Origin of the sequence: Agathobaculum sp. (assembly GCF_034098985.1) — a bacterium.
Taxonomy (GTDB): Bacteria; Bacillota; Clostridia; order Oscillospirales; family Butyricicoccaceae; genus Agathobaculum.
Genome location: NZ_JAXEOA010000025.1, coordinates 149,754 through 165,567 on the forward strand (window position 1 = coordinate 149,754; position 15,814 = coordinate 165,567).

Consider the following 15,814-nt stretch of genomic DNA (forward strand, 5'->3'; position numbering starts at 1 on the left):
GAAAGGGGTATTTATCCGTGAATTCGACAAAAGTCAAAAAGTTCGTCAGCCAGAACTCCATCTGGGTCGTTTTTTTGTTTATGGTCATTTTAATGGCGTTCCTGTCGCCGACCTTCCTGACCGCTAAAAACATCGTCAGCGTGCTGACGACCGAATCCATCACCGGTATCCTGACGGTAGGCGTCATGTGGTGTATTTTGTCCAAGGGCATCGACCTATCGCCCGGCGCGCTCGTCGCACTGACCGGCGTTGTCACCGCCTCACTCGCGCAGAAGTTTGAATACGGCGCGTCGCGCCTGTTCCCCAACCTTCCAGATATCCCGGTTATCGTAGCAATTTTGGCGGGCGTAGCTGTCGGCACGCTGTTCGGCGTGCTCAATGGCTGGCTGATCGCCTACACCAAGATTCCCGCGTTCATTGCGACGCTGGGCACGCAGCTGATTGCCCGCGCGCTAGCGCTGCTGTATACCAACGCCTACCCGATCCCCGAACTCAAGCCCGGCCTAAAAAACGTCGCCCAGCGCGAGCTGTTCAGCATTAACGGCGCTTCGGTCACGGTCGTCATTGTGATATTCATTGTTTTTGCCGTCATATCCGGCTTCATGCTGACACAAACGCGCTTCGGCAAATCAATCTATGCCATCGGCGGCAACGATCAGGCCGCGCGCGTAGCCGGTATCAACGTGGAAAAGAACCTGATCAAGGTCTATACCTGGTGTGCGTTCTGCGCTTCGGTCGGCGGCGTGCTGCTGGCCGCGCGTTCGGGCGCGGGCAACGCTTCGGTCGGCGTCAACTATGAGCTCGACGCCATCGCGGCCGCCACAGTCGGTGGCACCTCGCACTCGGGCGGCGTCTGCCGCATTTCGGGCGTCATCGCCGGTATTCTGATCCTCGGCATCCTGAAAAACGGCATGATGCTGCTCAAGATCTCGCCGTACTTACAGCAGGTCTGCAAGGGCGCAATCATCATCCTGGCTGTTGTATTTGACATGCGCAAGAATGCCAAAAAAGCGTAACTGTCATATCATATTAAAGGAGCGCCTTTCGGCGCTCCTTTTTTCAGGGAGGATTTTATTATGCAGGAATTGTACGCCTCGCTTTTGGCCCTGCTGCTCCTGCTGCTACTCGGCGCGGGTATGCAGCGGCGGCTGGGGCTGCCCGATTCGTTTTATGAGGGGGCGAACGCGCTCGTGATCCGAGTCACGCTGCCCGCCATGATCCTCGCCGCGATGGACAAGGACTTTTCGCCGGAGACCGCGCGAAACAGTTTCAACCTGATCTTCATTGCCGCTGCCGCCTTCGCGGCTGTAATCGCCGGACTGGAGCTCTGGCGACGGTTTTCCCGGCAGCCCGCGCGCACGCTCGGGCTGCACCAATATCTGATTCTGGTTGGCAACACGGCTTTTATGGGCTATCCTGTCATCCGCGCGGTTTATGGCAGCGATGGCGTTTTCTATGCCTCGGTGTTCAACCTGGTGCATAACCTGGTCACGTTTTCCTATGCGGTCGGCCTGTTTGTACGCGGGAAAAAGATCGAATGGCGCGGCCTGCTCTCCAACACCTGCCTGATGGCGACATGCGTTGGAATCGTGCTGTTCTTGTCGCCCTTCCGGCTGCCCGCCGCAGTCCACCAGGCGCTTACATGGGCAGGCGAGATCACCATACCGCTTTGCCTGCTGTCGCTGGGCGCCCGGTTTGCCCGGCAGCCGCTACGCGGCCTGATACGGACGCCGGCCGTCTGGTGGGTCTCGCTCGTGCGGCTGGTACTCTTCCCGCTCATCCTGCTGCCTGTTTTGCGGCTGCTGGGCTTCGGCGGCATGACGCTGGGCATCCCGTGCGTCATGTTTGCTACGCCGGTTGCGTTGACCGCGGCGACCTTTGCCGAACAGTACGGCGCGGACAGTGGGTTTGCCAGTAACGCGGTGCTGCTGAGCAATCTGCTCGCCGTATGCACGCTGCCAGCCGTTGTTTTGTTTTTATAGACCCTATTCTCTGTTTTTCATGTTAACAGCTCTTTATTTTTTATATGTATGCTGTTTGCCTCGTCGACCCGTGGCCTTGGGAAGGAGCTGACAATTAATGTGGTCATATGATAAGAGACTACAGTTCCCGGTAAAGATTAAAAACCCTGACCCGCAGGCCGCCAAAATTGTTATTACGCAGCTAGGCGGACCGGACGGCGAGCTTGGCGCTTCCATGCGCTATCTGAATCAGCGCTACGCCATGCCGTATAAGGAATGCAAGGGCATCCTGACTGATATTGGTACCGAAGAGCTGGCCCACATGGAGATGATCTCCGCAATCGTATATCAGCTGACCCGTAATCTGACCCCCGAGCAGATTAAGGAATCGGGCTTTGACACTTATTTTGTCGACCATACCACGGGCATTTATCCGCAGTTTGCTTCGGGCACACCGTGGTCGGCCATGACTTTCCAGTCTAAGGGCGACCCGATTACCGACCTATTCGAGGATATGGGTGCGGAACAAAAAGCACGCACGACCTACGACAACCTGCTGCGCCTGATCGACGATCCTGATGTGCGTGAACCGCTCAAGTTCCTCCGCGAACGCGAAGTGGTGCACTTCCAGCGCTTTGGCGACGCACTGCGCGTTGTGCAGGATAACCTCGATGCAAAGAACTATTATGCGTTCAACCCCGCGATCGACATTCGCCCGCCCGAGCGGCCGTGGCCCTCGCCACAGCCCCGCATGGACTCTGGCGACAGCATGATCCCTCCGGAGATGCAGCCACCCAAAGAAATGAAAAAGTAAAATAAAAGCCTCCCGCTCAAGCGGGAGGCTTTCCTTTTTCATATCACGGACGCGGCTTGATCTCCGCCGCCAATATCTGTTCTTTTCGCTTCAGCAAATCGTCTCCCCACAGGTCACGCTCCAGTTTGTCCACGCCAAGGCGGTCGATTGCCGCGCCGAGGCGTTCTTTCTGATAGGCGTTTTCGCGGAACCAAAGCATGGTCTTTTCCAGCATCGGAAAGATCTCATCCCGCGTTACCATGCGCGACAGCGGCGTGCCCACGCGCGTTGATTTGCCCCATGTGCCGCCGACAAAGATTTGATAACGCACCTCTTCTTCATGTGCAACCGCTTCAAACGGGCATTTGTCGCCGCATACGCCGCAGGTCTTACACACCTCGCTATCGATCCACAGCTTGCCGTCCGTCAGCTTGGCAGCGCCCACCGGGCAGCGTTTTTCAATCTGACACACCTTGCAGCCCCGGCACTTCTCCATATCATAGACCGGGCCGCGGTGTCCCTCAATGCCGAAATCGTTCAGGCTGGGCTTCATACAGCTGTTTGGGCAGCCGCCTACCGCGATCTTAAACTTATGCGGCAGAGAAATTTTGTCCCAGCCTAAGTAATACCGTTCATGAAGCTCCCGGCCGAGCGCCTGCGTATCATAGTTGCCATAAATGCAGGTAGTGCCTTTGCATGCCGCGACCGGACGGATCTTCGCCCCCGTGCCGCCAAAGCGCAGGCTATGCTCTTGGGCAAAAGCGATCGCGTCGTCGATTTTATCATATGGGATACCGACGATCTCGGCGGTCAGCCGCGTGGTAAACGCGATCTTCCCATTCCCGAAACGCGCCGCGATCTCCGATACCGCGATGAGTTCCTCTGCTGTAAACACACTGCCCGCGGGCACAATACGTCCTGAAAAGCACTCGGTGCCCCTATTTCGCAAAAATCCCATGCTCTTGACACGGGCAACGTCGTTTGGTGTGATTGCCATATCCTCTTCCTCCTCAAGTCCATGCGGCTCGCGCGCTGTCGCAGCCCCGGAACACTTGTTAAGATTATAACATACTCTGCACAAGCGCACAAGCCGGAAAAAAGCGGACGGCACATCCTGCCGTCCGCTTTCCTTATGTTGTCTCAGCTCAAAGCCGCTTTAAAGTTTTTCAGGTAAGTCTGTGCATTTTCCTCATCCATGATAAGCACCAGCACATTGCCGACCGCATCGACCAGCACGTTTTTCTCGCTCACGCCGACGCAGATCCATTTACGCGGGTCAGCCTTTTCCTTAACTGTTTTCTTCGCCTGCTCCATGTCAGTCCCGTCCTTAAAACGTGCGAGCACGACCGAATGTGCCTGCGAGGTGATCATGGATTCCGAGGCAAGGCCCGCCTCGATGTCCAGATCGTCCGTTCCCAAGAACCAGCTAAGCGAACGGCTGTTGTCGCCGCCCATGCCCGGGTAAAGCGGAGTGCGTCCGAGCATTCCGCCGTATTCCGCGCCCTTGTAGATCTTGTCCATCAGGGCGTCCAGCTCCTTATCGGCCTCCGGCTCCTGCGCCTCGCCGCCGGACTGGTTTTCATCAGCCTTGTAGCCCCACTCGGCTTCGCCGTACTTCTTCATGAACAGGTCGTATTTCTCGCCATAGCGCGCGGCGTACACGCTTTCGATCTGCGGGTCGAACGTATACGGCACGCCGTCGATCGTGATCTCAGTCCATGCGTGCACAGACTCGTTGCCCTTGGGGCTGACGCCCTTGCCCACGATCGCCTTAGCCGGATAGCCGACCTTGCGCGCCAGATGGGTAAACGCCGAAGCCCATGAATAGCAGTTGCCTTTCTTTGTTTCCAGCATATTCTCGGCCTGTGTGATGTCCCAGCCTGCCTTTGAAGTGTCAACCTCGCCGACGCCGAGATAGCCAAACGTATTCTTGGCGTATTCGTAAACCACGCGCAGGTTGCCGAGCTGATCCTGACTGTCTCCCTTGAGCGCCTGCCGGACCGCCTCGGTCAGCTGCTTGTCCAGCTTTTCAGAGCCTGTCGTATATCGGCCGTTGCGGTCGAGTTCGAGCCCGTCCACCGCAGTGTTCCGATCGAACAGCTGGTCGGCGTTTACATGGTACAGTTCGCCCTCAATATTATGCCAGCCAGGTGCAAGCACAGTCGTTTCCCTTGTAAAGTCCGTCCATGTTTCCACGCCGTCCTTGCTTTCATACTGGTGCGCAACCGTTGCTTCCAGCATCGCATAATACGCCCAGTGCGTATCAGGCACGTCGGGCATGATGCGGATGCCCTCTGCGCTTGCCGCCACCGCCTTGTCGGCCTGCCGGCCAAGCACGCGGCCCAGCATGGTCACCGCTTCCGCGCGCGTAATCAGGTCGTCCGGGCGGAACGTGCCGTCTGCATAGCCGCCGACCCAGTTCTGCGCAAGCGCGGTCTGCACAGCGCTGTACGCCCAGTGCGTCGCGGGCACATCGCTGAAATCGCGGTCCACGCCGATATCGGTGTGTGGAAAGCGCGACAGGATGGTCACAAATTCAGCGCGCGTAATCGACGCGTCCGGACGGAATGTACCGTCTGCATAGCCTGAAACAAGCGAATAGCCGGTCAGTATATTCACAGCGTCATAATACCAAGCGCCCTGCTTGATATCGGCGAACACATAGTCGCCCTGCACATCCTTATCGGTGAGCAGCTCCGCAATCAGCTTGACCGCTTCGGCGCGTGTGATCGAAGCATCCGGGCGGAATGTGCCGTCTGCATAACCGTTCATATACTTCATGTGGTCTGTCCGGTTGAGCACCGGCTCTTTCGGCGTGCTCTGATCCGCAGCTGTGGCTGCGCAGGCCGAAATCGGCAGCGCGGAGGCCGCGATCAACGCGGCAAGAGCCGCGCTTATCATCTGTTTCTTCATAGGATAAATCCCCTTTTCAGCGTTCTTATTCCTTTTGACGGAGCTCCTGCGAAGTTTGTTCCGTATTTTCGTCTGTTTTCTCCTCGTTTTTTTCCGGCTGTTCCAGCACGACCGGAATCAGCGAGGCCGCAAGCTTTCCCTTGCCGCGCGTTTTCACATAGAAAAATCCGATGACTGAAAACACCGTCGCGCCGATAAAATTGACCATAAGGTCTTTCATCGTATCGATCAGGCCGATATCGATATAGCCGCCCGGAAACTGCATCCAGTCCTTGCCGTTGACGACGAGGCTCGTAATCGGCTCATGCACAACCGTATTAAGTCCGCTCGGATTCAGCAGCACCGAATTGATCTGGGTCACAAGAAAGTCTTTTTGCATATCGGTGCCAAAAAACTGATCCATGCCAAACTCATAGAACTCCCACAGCACGCCGACAGTCATCGAAAAGCAAAACGCCACGATCGCCAGAAACGCAGGCGACAGCTTAAAGGAAAACCGTTCGCTGCGGTTAAATAAATCGACCAGCGCGAATCCAACCGCTGCGACCAAAAAACCGTTAATCGTATGCAGCATGGTATCCCAGCCAGGGATCAATGTGTAAAACGAATTGATTTCGCCTAAAATTTCCGCCGCGAAAATAAAGCAGTAGATGATGCCCTCCATCAGCGGCGGGATGTCGATCGACAGCGTTTTTTCCAAAAGCATTGGAACACAGAACAGGATAAGCGACAGGACGCATACAAACACGTTCTCATAACGATGCATGAAAGCTGAGCGGATGAGCGTCAGCACGATAAAAAACGACAGAGTGCCTCGGATCGTCAGACGGCGGCGCACCCGCTTGCGCGCTTCCACGGCCTTTTCCACCGGTGAGTGCTGATTTTTTTGTTTTTTTGCCATGATTATTCCCTTTCCCACAAGCCTTTGCCAATAGAGGTATTATATCACCGGACGGGCAAAAATAAAAGAGGGCATACGCCCTCTTATTCCGCTTTCGCGGACTGAATGCCGATAACCGGCACCAGCCGCGCGGCCAGCATTGCCGCCACGATGCTTTTTACAATATCGGCGCCGATGGTCGGCACAAAGCAGGTCAGGAACAGTGGCCACAATCCGATTGGATCATGCAGGTAAAACGCCTTGACCCCGTAAAACCACGCGATACCAAGCACGTAAACCACTGTCATATCGGCAAGCCCCGCCAGCAGATACGTTTTAAAGCCGCGCTTGGAAGCGTGTTTTACGACCGTGCCTGCAACGAACGCACCTACGACAAAGCCGAGCAGGCACCCAAACGTGGGTTCAAAGATATACTGCGGCCCGCCGCCCTTGGTGAAAATGGGCAGGCCGACCAGCCCGAGCACGATATAAGCGGCGCACGACAGCGTGCCGTACCGCCGTCCCAGCAGCAACGCGGCCAGCGTTGCGAACAGAGACTGCAACGTAAACGGCCACAGCGGGACCGGAATGCGCAGAAATGCGCCGACAGCGATCAGTGCGGTAAATAACGCACACAGCACCAGCATACGGGTCGGAATGGGTTTTCTTTGGCTCATGTGTCTGTCCTCCTTGTTGTTTACACAGTTTACCATGCCCACCTCCCATTGTCAACCATTTTGTATTTTTTGGTTTACTTTATCCAACTCTTGACAAATCGCCGATTTCGCACTAAAATATGAATACACGCGGGTGTAGTTCATCGGTAGAACGGCAGCTTCCCAAGCTGCATAGGTGGGTTCGACTCCCATCATCCGCTCCAAAAAGAAAAGCACCGCTTAAGCGGTGCTTTTCTTTTTTCTGAATATACCGGCTTTTTCACGCATCCATATTGGTGTCATGCCAAAAAAGATTGGCTTATAATATAAAATTCTTCCTGACTTGGCTGGATTCTTTTCTCCATATGCTCGAGCGTATCATCATATTCCCGCGCTTCCTTTTCGGAAATGGCCATGACAGGGCTGTCTTTGTAAAACCAGTTTCTCCCGTCCAGCGCATTGGGAGTTAATTCCTTCACCATCATTGCCGCCGGGTATTTTCCCTCCATGCTGATATGGTATTTCTTACAGCTTTTGAAACCACTGCTCACATAGTTTATAGGGCTTCCAAAGATGACAATCACATCATAGCCAAGCGATGCCGCCTGTTGAAAGGAATGCTCCATTAGCAGCTTTCCATATCCCTTTCTTTGATACGCAGGTGCGATGCAGAGAGGGCCAAAGGTAAGAATTTCTTTTTCCGCCCCATTCTCATCAACCAGCTTCGCTTTGGTATACATGATGTTCCCGATGATACGTCCGTCAAGTTCCAGCACAAAATCCAATTCCGGTATAAAATCTTCATGCTCCCGCATGACATGAACCAAATAGTGTTCCACGCATCCCGGCATATATAAATTGTAAAAAGCCTTTCTTGTAATTGCTTCTACCTCTTTATAATCTCGTTTTTCTTCATTCCTGATAATCATTACATGTTCCTTTCCCTTAAGACGCCGAATATTTTATAACACCCCCATTCTAGCCGAATATTGATCTGCATGCAAGATGTATATGGACTGCAAGCGTATTCCCTATTTGTTTTATTGTATCCTGTCGAAAAGCGGCAAATAGTATTCCTTTGAATTTTTCATATTTTCATGTTATAATAGATTTAATAATATTTATTTATCAATCGTTGTTTTGCTAGGAGAGAGAACCCATGAATGCAGATGAAGTTTACCGCCATATCGTTGTTAAACTGGCCAGAGCCGGCATCGTCAGCCCGCAGCTCGGCAAGCTGCCCGAGCAGGACTATTCCGAAGCTGAGGCCGAGAGGCTCGCAGAGGAGGCCGCCGATTTTATAGAAGCCAAAGCCAAGCATCAGTGACCGAAATGTGTATGAGTGGACTTTTCACCCGTTCGCAATCCGTACCGCGCTTTCATATACTGTAGTATCATCTTTCAGAAAGAGAGGTGATCCTATGTATTGCTGTTGCGTACGCTGTCCAAGCTTTTTATGCTGCGAAGACTGCTGCAGCTGCTGGTTCTGCAATGGCCGGTATTGCTGCCGGCGCCGCCGGTGCAGACAATCATAAATCAATAAAGGGGCGGGCTTTCGAGCCCGCCCCTTTTCGATTGCGCTAAATCGACCCGCGGATGCCTTTCCGCCGCAAAGCGAGCTTGCGCAGCAGATCGGCCGGGATGACGGTCACAGACAGCAGCGCCACGGCCCCCAGTTCGCCCAGCGTCAGCGGCGCGGTGCGGAACATCGTACCGCCCCAGTAAACCATGCCGATCTGGATAAGCACGACTGCAGCCATGATCCCTGCAAACAGCGGGTTTTTCCGCAGGTTGGCCAGCAGGTTGACGCGGTAGGTGCGCGTATTGAAGCTGTTGCACACACCGCACAGGATAAACAGGGTGAAAAAGCCGGTTTGCAGATAAATGGGGTTCTCGCTCTGGTGATACAGCCCCTGAAAGAACGGCAGCTTCAAAAATGCCAGGCACAGCACGATCGTATACACGCCCATGCAGGCGATCTGGTGCAGCATATAGCGATTGAGCACCGGCTCGTCGCGCCGTTTGGGCCGCTCCAGCATATATTCGGGCAGCGGCGCTTCCCCGGCGAACGCCAGTCCCGCCAGCGTGTCCATGATAATGTTGATCCACAGCATCTGAATGACCGTCACCGGCGTGTCGATCTGCAAGAACGGCCCGATGATTGAAACGCCCACCGCGCACAGGTTCATCGTGAGCTGGAAGATCACAAATTTGCGGATGCTTTTAAAAATCGTCCGCCCATACAATATAGCGCGCGTGATGGAGGAAAAGTTGTCGTCCAGAATGACGATGTCGCCCGCTTCCTTGGCGACCTCGGTGCCGCTGCCCATCGCAAAGCCCACGTCGGCCTTTTTGAGTGCGGGCGCGTCGTTGATGCCGTCCCCCGTCATGCCCGCCACCAATCCACGCTGCTGCGCCGCGCGCACCAAGCGGCTCTTGTCGGTCGGCAGCGCCCGGGCCACCACGCGCAGCGCGGGCAGGCGTTCTATCAGCTCGCTGTCGCTCATTTTCTGAAGCTCCGCGCTGGTCAGAATCAGGCTGTCCGCACGGTCAAGCAGGCCCGCGTCACCCGCGATCGCCGCCGCGGTCTCCTTGTTATCCCCCGTGATCATGACGATTTGCACCCCCGCCTGCTGCGCCGTGCGGACAGCCGCCGGCACCTCGCGCCGCAGGTCGTCCCGGATACCGACGAGCCCAATCAGCGTCAGGCCGCGCAGGCCGCCCTCGCTGTTTACCGGCTCTTCGGTCTGCGCGAGCGCGAGCACGCGCATCGCATGGCGCGCCATGTCCTCCCATTCGGCCGTGACCGGCGTCTGCGCGTACAGCGGACGGCGCTCGCCCTGCTCATCCAGATAGTGCGTGCACGCACGAAGGATTTTTTCCGGCGCGCCTTTGACAAAGGTCATGCCGCCCGCGCGGACAGCGGCGAATTTGCGCGCGCTGTCAAACGGCACAGTCACGGTTTTCTGCCCGCCTGCTGTGCCCGGCGCGGGGCAGGCCGCTTCGAGCAGCGCGCGGTCGGTCGCGTTGCCGCCGATCGCGCGGCCGCCCGATAATTCGCTCGCGTTGTTGTACACGCTGCAAAGCTGGAAGCGCTCCCACAGGGCGCGCCGCCGCTTGAGCTGGTCGAGGCTCCGGAACCGCAGGCCGCTGCCGCACGCAAAGCTGACCGCCTTGAGCCTGCCCTGCGTCAGCGTGCCCGTCTTGTCCGTAAACAGGATATTGAGGCTGCCCGACGTCTCGATGCCGACCAGCTTGCGCACCAGCACATGGTCGCGCAGCATGCGCTGCATGTTGGAGGACAGCACGACGGTGATCATCATGGGCAGCCCCTCGGGCACCGCCACGACGACCACGGTGATTGCAAGCGTCGCTGCATGCAGGACATGTCCAAAAACCGCCGCCGGGTTCTGGAATTGCTGTGCGATCAGCGTGGGATCCATACCGCAGCTCAGAACAAACGAATTGAACAGGTCTGCTCCCGCCACAAACAGGCCCGCCGCAAGCCCGATCTTACTCAGTACGCCCGCCAGCTTCTCCAGCCGCAGCTTGAGCGGGCTTTCGCGCGTGCCCTCCTGCATTTCGCGCGCCATGCTGCCGTAAAACGTCTTGTCGCCAACTGCGGACACGCGCATAACGCCCTCGCCCGATGTGACGACCGCGCCGCGGAACAGGCCGCTCGGCGATAAAAAATCGCCGCTCGCGCCGCCCGGTGTTTTCCGCTGCTCCGTGCTTTCGCCATTGAGCGCCGACTGGTCGGCCGACAGCCTGCCCGACAGCAGCACGCCGTCCGCCGGCACTGCCTCGCCCGCCTGCAGCAGCACGATATCCCCCACCACCAGTTCGCTCACCGGCAGCTCGCACAGTTTCCCATTTCGCCGCACGCGGCATTTTGCCGCCGCGGCTTCCGCCTGCAATTTGAGAAATGCCGATTCGCTGCCGTATTCGGACAGGGTGGACACAAAGGTCGCCAAAAATATCGCCAGCGCGATCCCCACGGATTCAAACCAGTTCGCCTCTCGAAACAGCAGGATCACATTGACCGCCAGCGCCGCCAGCAGGATCTTGATGATCGGGTCGCCAAAGCTTGCCAAAAACTGCCGCAGAAAGGTCTGCCGTTCGCCCGCCGTCAGTTCGTTCGCGCCGTTTTTCTGCCGGGACTGTTCCACTTCCGCATCGCTGAGACCCGATGCCTGTTCCATTTGCATGCCATTCCCTCCTCGTAGGACAAACCTATGAGACGGCAAACGGTTTTATGCACAAAAGGAAACAGAAAGGACCGGTCCTTATGACCGGCCCTTTCTGTTTGAAAAAAAGAGAGAGGAGAGAGAAAAGAGATTAGCGGTAAAAAACGGGCAGGTGTTGGTAAGACCTGTCCTCGTCAAGGTCGTGAGAAAAGATCAGCCGGGCGTGATACTGCTGCTCGATCTGCCGCAGCTTTGCCGCGCTCTTCTGATAGGCCAGGCTGTCATGCATAATAGCGGTCGGCTTGGCGGGCGGACCGTAGTTTTGACGCGAACTGCACGCATCGTTCGGGAACAGGTAGTTCCCGCTTTCGCATTCGAGCAGCAGCGCGCCTACCGCAGGCGTATGGCCGGCAAGCAGGAACACATGCACGCCCGGAAACAGCTCGACATCCTGCTCCAGAAAACGGTACGTAATTCCTTTTGTGGTCACAACGCTGCGCCAATATGGCGAATCGGTATCCCGCTCGCCGTCCTCGGCGAGCGTCGCGAGGCACGCTGCCTCAAAATCGGCTTTCGGCACATAAACGTTTTCCGCCGCACGGGTGCCAGGGAAAAACTTGATGCCGCCCGCGTGGTCGTAATGCATGTGGGACAGGATGATGCACGCAATATCGGAAAGCGGAACGCCGTTTCGCGGCAGAGCCTGGTCGACATAGTCCTCGCGCACCATCTGGACGGGAAAGTATTCTTTCCAAAAAGTCGAGCGCGGCACGCCGTCCTCGCCTGAGGGATAATCCCCCACGTCATACAGAATATACCCAATTTGCGGATGTTTAATCAATATAAACGAAGCCGGATATTCCGCAAGCGTACTTTCCACTTTGGTGCGGGAAGCCGAAGCCGGATTGGGCACCGCCAGATTCCACGCCGGGTCGTTCCAGATCGAGCCATAGCGCACGATCGCAAATTCCAAACCTTTCACCAAATTACGCCTCCTTTTTGCACGCGCCGCTGAGCAGCAGGCCGACCAGAATGATCGCGCCCTGAATGATGCTCTGGTCGCCCGCGTCCATGTTGAGCACCGCGATCAGGCTCGACATGACAACGATGAACAGGCTGGCCAAAATCGTGCCCGGGACGCTGCCCTTGCCGCCTGTGAACGCCGCGCCGCCGAGCAGCGCGACCGCGATCGACCGCGTTTGATAATCCTCGCCAAGCTGCAGGCTGGCGGTGCCGATGTAGGCCGAAATCTGCAGCCCCGCCAACGCCGCGAACACGCCGCACAGCACATAGCATAAAAGCTGGATGCGCACATGGCTGATGCCCGATTGGTAGACCGCCATGGGATTGACGCCTGTCGACACGATATAACGCCCGATCGGCAGGTATTTCATCACCAAAATAACGATGGCCGCCACGATGGCCCAGACAATCGCCGCCATTGGAATCTTTCCGAGAAAGCCCGTGCCCAGGAAGCGGAAGTTTTGTGGGATCGAGCCCTTAGGTGATCCGCCGCTGTATAAAAGCGTCACGCCGAGCAGCAGCGTACTCATGCCGAGCGTAACCACGAAAGACGGCATGTGCAGCACCGCGCATAAAAGCCCGTTTATGAGGCCGATCACCGCGCCGACCAGCACGCAGAACAGCGCGACCGGCAGCGCTTTCGAGGGATCGTTCATCATCATCTGCGCCGCAATGACGTCGGTCAGCACCATAACCGCCGCGACCGACAGGTCAAGCCCGCCGATTAGCATGACGATGGTCTGCCCGATGGATACCAGAATCATCGGCGCGGCCTGCCGCGTAAAATCGAGCAGGTGCGTGGGTTTCACTGAGTTGGGCGACACGATGCCGAGCAGCACGACCAGCAGGATGAGCCCCCACAGAATGATGGGAACGTCGGGCATGCGCCGCGTTTTCAGTTTGTTATCCATGCCGCGTTCACTCCTTTCTCCGCCCCTTGAGCGAGAATACCAGCACGGTCACCAGCAGGATCAGCCCTTTTACAACATACTGGTAATACGAGCTCATGCCCGCCATATTGAGGATATTGCTGATACCGCTCAAAATGAGCGTAGAGGCCAGAAGGCCTATCACATTGCCGCGCCCGCCGAACAGGCTGAACCCGCCCAGCACACAGACCGTCACCGAATCCATGCCGTAAAGGTCGCCGAGCGTCGCATCGCCCGAACCCATACGCGCCGCGACGCAGACGCCGCCGACTGCCGCGATTACAGAACACAGCACATGCGCCAGAAGCGTCACGCGGCCGGTGCGGATACCGGAGAGCGCCGCGGTCGCCGCACTGCCGCCGACCGCGTACAGATTCCGTCCAAACTGCCTATCGTGCAGCATCCATGCGATAAGCGCGAGCAGCGCGAGCCACAGCAGCGCCGCATGCGGGATCACGCCCCAGCGTCCGAACAGCAGATCCATAAAATCGAATGGGATCTCGCCGCCCGGCACCGGGCGGATTTTGAGCGCCACGCCGTTTACGATACACATGGTCGACAGTGTCATGATAAACGGCGGCAATTTCAGTTTGACAATACCAATGCCGTTGAACAGGCCGACAAGCGCACCCGCAGCCAGGCAGATCACGATATTCACCGCGATCCCGGCCGGCCCGGGAACAAGCGGGAGCGACATGATCGTCGTCGACATGCTGACGACCGCGCCGACCGACAGATCGATGCCCGCGAGCAGGATGGCAAGCACCTGCCCGAGCGAGACGATGCCGAGGCCGACAGCCTGCTCAAAAATATTGCCAATGTTAAGCCCGGTCAAAAACCTTGGCGAAGACATAGCGCCCGCCAGCACGACCACGACCAACAGACCATAAACGATGGCGACTGTGTCGTTTTTCTTCAGAAACGCTTTGACCCGCATCAGCCGCCCTCCTTTCCCACACCGGTCGCCATGCGCATAACGCCCTCTTCGGTCGCGTCCCGGGCATCAAGCTCCCCGGTCACGCCGCCGTCGTACACGACCAGAATGCGGTCGCTGACGTGGATGACCTCCATCAAATCGCTCGATACCATGACGACGGCCACGCCGTCCTCCCGCGCGAGCTTTTTGAGCAGCGTATAGATTTCCACCTTGGCCGCCACATCGATGCCGCGCGTAGGCTCATGCACCAGCAACACCCGCGGCGCGGGCGACAGGCATTTGCCCAGCAGTACTTTCTGCTGGTTGCCGCCCGACAGCCGCCGCACGAGTTGGTCCGCGCTTTCCGCCTTGATGTTCATCAGTTCGACATACTGCTGCGCCTCGCGTTTTTCCCGCGAAACCGTGATACAGCCGCCTTTTTTCAGCCTGCGGATCACCGGCAGCGCGATATTGCGGTAAATCGGCTGATCGAGGCACAGGCCCTCGTTTTTGCGGTCGTCCGTCAGAAACGTGACGCCGCGCCGCATAGCGTCGCGCGTCGTCTGAAAACGCACGGCTTCGCCGCCCATGCGGATTTCGCCCGCGTACAAACGGTGCAGCCCAAACAGCGCACGCAAAATTTCGCGCTGTCCCTGTCCCTCCAGCCCGGTGATGCCCAAAATCTCGCCTGCCCGCACCCGGAAAGACGCCGCGGCTTTCCCCGGCGCGATCTGAAGCCCATCGGCCTCCAGCACGGTTTCGCCGGGTTTTGGCTCGTCCCGCGGCGGAAAGATGTGGTCAAGCTTGCGGCCGACCATCAGGCTTACCACTTCGTCCTTGGTCGTCTCCTCCGTGCGGCGGGTCGCCGTGATCACACCGTCCTTTAAGACGGTGATGCGGTCGGAGATCTCAAAAACCTCGTTCAGACGGTGCGAAATGTAGATGATCGTGCGTCCCGCGTCTCGCAGCCGCCGCATGGTCTGAAACAGGGACCCCACTTCTACCGGCGTGAGCGCCGCCGTCGGTTCGTCCATGATGATGATCTGCGTGTCAAGCTCGATGGCTTTCATGATCTCGACCATCTGCTGCTGCGCGACCGTCAGGTCAGCCACTTTCCCTTCGGGGTCCAGCTCCATGTTCATCATGTGGGACAGCTCCCGCGTGCGTTCCCGCATGGCGGCATAATCCATGCCGCCATGCTTCTTCCGCTTCTGCCGCCCAAGAAAAATATTCTCCGCAACACTTAAGTACGGCACCAGGTTAAACTCCTGATGGATGATACTGATTCCTGCCTTCTGCGCCTGCAGGGTATCGGAAAACGCCGCCGGCTTGCCAAACAGCAGGACTTCGCCCGCCGTCGGCTGGTATACGCCTGAAAGAATGCGCATCAGCGTGGACTTGCCCGCGCCGTTTTCGCCCACCAGCGTGTGGATCTCCCCGGCGGCGCAGCTAAAATTGATGTCGGTCAGCACCTGATTGCCGTAAAACGATTTGGTGATGCCGCGGGTCTCCAAAACGGTCTGCCCTTTTTCCATACTCCACGCCTCTTTTCATCG

At 57.2% G+C, this 15,814-nt stretch carries 13 protein-coding genes, 1 tRNA gene and 1 pseudogene; 5 read left to right on the forward strand and 10 right to left on the reverse strand.

The window, feature by feature from the left end:
- The first annotated feature begins 17 nt into the window (after nucleotides 1-17).
- The 3 genes and pseudogenes from SO058_RS09010 to SO058_RS09020 all read left to right on the forward strand — a co-directional run.
- Entirely contained in the window at nucleotides 18-1,016 is a 999-nt protein-coding gene (locus SO058_RS09010; protein WP_320842664.1) for an ABC transporter permease subunit, read from the forward strand.
- A 60-nt stretch (nucleotides 1,017-1,076) separates the two neighbouring features.
- A complete protein-coding gene (locus SO058_RS09015) occupies nucleotides 1,077-1,982 on the forward strand; it encodes an AEC family transporter (RefSeq protein WP_320842665.1) in 906 nt (301 codons plus the stop codon).
- 97 nt (nucleotides 1,983-2,079) lie between these two features.
- Nucleotides 2,080-2,670 (forward strand): annotated as a pseudogene (locus SO058_RS09020) (manganese catalase family protein); the annotation flags it as partial.
- Between the two features lie 148 nt (nucleotides 2,671-2,818).
- Here the strand turns inward: SO058_RS09020 and SO058_RS09025 are convergent.
- The 4 genes from SO058_RS09025 to SO058_RS09040 form a co-directional block, all read right to left on the reverse strand.
- On the reverse strand, nucleotides 2,819-3,751 hold the full coding sequence (locus tag SO058_RS09025) for a (4Fe-4S)-binding protein (RefSeq protein WP_320842667.1): 933 nt from the start codon (nucleotides 3,749-3,751) through the stop codon (nucleotides 2,819-2,821).
- 143 nt (nucleotides 3,752-3,894) lie between these two features.
- Nucleotides 3,895-5,667, reverse strand: a complete 1,773-nt coding sequence (locus tag SO058_RS09030) for an S-layer homology domain-containing protein (RefSeq protein ID WP_320842668.1) — start codon at nucleotides 5,665-5,667, stop codon at nucleotides 3,895-3,897.
- A 25-nt stretch (nucleotides 5,668-5,692) separates the two neighbouring features.
- Nucleotides 5,693-6,568, reverse strand: a complete 876-nt coding sequence (locus SO058_RS09035) for a hypothetical protein (protein WP_320842669.1) — start codon at nucleotides 6,566-6,568, stop codon at nucleotides 5,693-5,695.
- 83 nt (nucleotides 6,569-6,651) lie between these two features.
- Nucleotides 6,652-7,224 carry a biotin transporter BioY gene (locus tag SO058_RS09040; RefSeq protein ID WP_320842670.1) on the reverse strand — a complete coding sequence of 191 codons (573 nt, stop codon included), beginning with the start codon at nucleotides 7,222-7,224 and terminating at the stop codon, nucleotides 6,652-6,654.
- A 129-nt stretch (nucleotides 7,225-7,353) separates the two neighbouring features.
- Between SO058_RS09040 and SO058_RS09045 the strand changes: the two genes are divergently transcribed.
- A tRNA-Gly gene (locus tag SO058_RS09045) sits at nucleotides 7,354-7,427 on the forward strand.
- Between the two features lie 75 nt (nucleotides 7,428-7,502).
- On the opposite strand, the gene SO058_RS09050 is transcribed toward SO058_RS09045, so the two are convergent.
- A complete protein-coding gene (locus SO058_RS09050) occupies nucleotides 7,503-8,132 on the reverse strand; it encodes a GNAT family N-acetyltransferase (protein WP_320842671.1) in 630 nt (209 codons plus the stop codon).
- Between the two features lie 230 nt (nucleotides 8,133-8,362).
- Here SO058_RS09050 and SO058_RS09055 point away from each other — a divergent pair, with 230 nt between their 5' ends.
- Entirely contained in the window at nucleotides 8,363-8,530 is a 168-nt protein-coding gene (locus SO058_RS09055) for a hypothetical protein (RefSeq protein ID WP_320842672.1), read from the forward strand.
- Between the two features lie 253 nt (nucleotides 8,531-8,783).
- Here SO058_RS09055 and SO058_RS09060 read toward each other — a convergent pair whose 3' ends face one another.
- From SO058_RS09060 to SO058_RS09080, 5 genes are all read right to left on the reverse strand, one after another.
- On the reverse strand, nucleotides 8,784-11,411 hold the full coding sequence (locus SO058_RS09060; RefSeq protein ID WP_320842673.1) for a calcium-translocating P-type ATPase, PMCA-type: 2,628 nt from the start codon (nucleotides 11,409-11,411) through the stop codon (nucleotides 8,784-8,786).
- A gap of 130 nt (nucleotides 11,412-11,541) precedes the next feature.
- Complete coding sequence (locus SO058_RS09065) at nucleotides 11,542-12,372, reverse strand: N-acyl homoserine lactonase family protein (RefSeq protein WP_320842674.1); 831 nt, start codon at nucleotides 12,370-12,372, stop codon at nucleotides 11,542-11,544.
- 4 nt (nucleotides 12,373-12,376) lie between these two features.
- Entirely contained in the window at nucleotides 12,377-13,324 is a 948-nt protein-coding gene (locus SO058_RS09070; protein WP_320842675.1) for an ABC transporter permease, read from the reverse strand.
- Nucleotides 13,325-13,331: 7 nt separating this feature from the next.
- Nucleotides 13,332-14,279, reverse strand: a complete 948-nt coding sequence (locus SO058_RS09075) for an ABC transporter permease (RefSeq protein ID WP_320842676.1) — start codon at nucleotides 14,277-14,279, stop codon at nucleotides 13,332-13,334.
- Nucleotides 14,279-15,793, reverse strand: coding sequence for a sugar ABC transporter ATP-binding protein (locus tag SO058_RS09080; RefSeq protein WP_320842677.1), 1,515 nt, complete (start codon nucleotides 15,791-15,793; stop codon nucleotides 14,279-14,281). The genes SO058_RS09075 and SO058_RS09080 overlap by 1 nt, the downstream gene beginning before the upstream one ends.
- Nucleotides 15,794-15,814: the final 21 nt, after the last annotated feature.

Coding starts and splice junctions, on each gene's coding strand:
- SO058_RS09015 (WP_320842665.1), top strand. CDS start 1,077: ATGCAGGAATTGTACGCCTCGCTTTTGGCCCTGCTGCTCCTGCTGCTA.
- SO058_RS09025 (WP_320842667.1), bottom strand. CDS start 3,751: ATGGCAATCACACCAAACGACGTTGCCCGTGTCAAGAGCATGGGATTT.
- SO058_RS09030 (WP_320842668.1), bottom strand. CDS start 5,667: ATGAAGAAACAGATGATAAGCGCGGCTCTTGCCGCGTTGATCGCGGCC.
- SO058_RS09035 (WP_320842669.1), bottom strand. CDS start 6,568: ATGGCAAAAAAACAAAAAAATCAGCACTCACCGGTGGAAAAGGCCGTG.
- SO058_RS09040 (WP_320842670.1), bottom strand. CDS start 7,224: ATGAGCCAAAGAAAACCCATTCCGACCCGTATGCTGGTGCTGTGTGCG.
- SO058_RS09050 (WP_320842671.1), bottom strand. CDS start 8,132: ATGATTATCAGGAATGAAGAAAAACGAGATTATAAAGAGGTAGAAGCA.
- SO058_RS09055 (WP_320842672.1), top strand. CDS start 8,363: ATGAATGCAGATGAAGTTTACCGCCATATCGTTGTTAAACTGGCCAGA.
- SO058_RS09060 (WP_320842673.1), bottom strand. CDS start 11,411: ATGCAAATGGAACAGGCATCGGGTCTCAGCGATGCGGAAGTGGAACAG.
- SO058_RS09070 (WP_320842675.1), bottom strand. CDS start 13,324: ATGGATAACAAACTGAAAACGCGGCGCATGCCCGACGTTCCCATCATT.
- SO058_RS09075 (WP_320842676.1), bottom strand. CDS start 14,279: ATGCGGGTCAAAGCGTTTCTGAAGAAAAACGACACAGTCGCCATCGTT.
- SO058_RS09080 (WP_320842677.1), bottom strand. CDS start 15,793: ATGGAAAAAGGGCAGACCGTTTTGGAGACCCGCGGCATCACCAAATCG.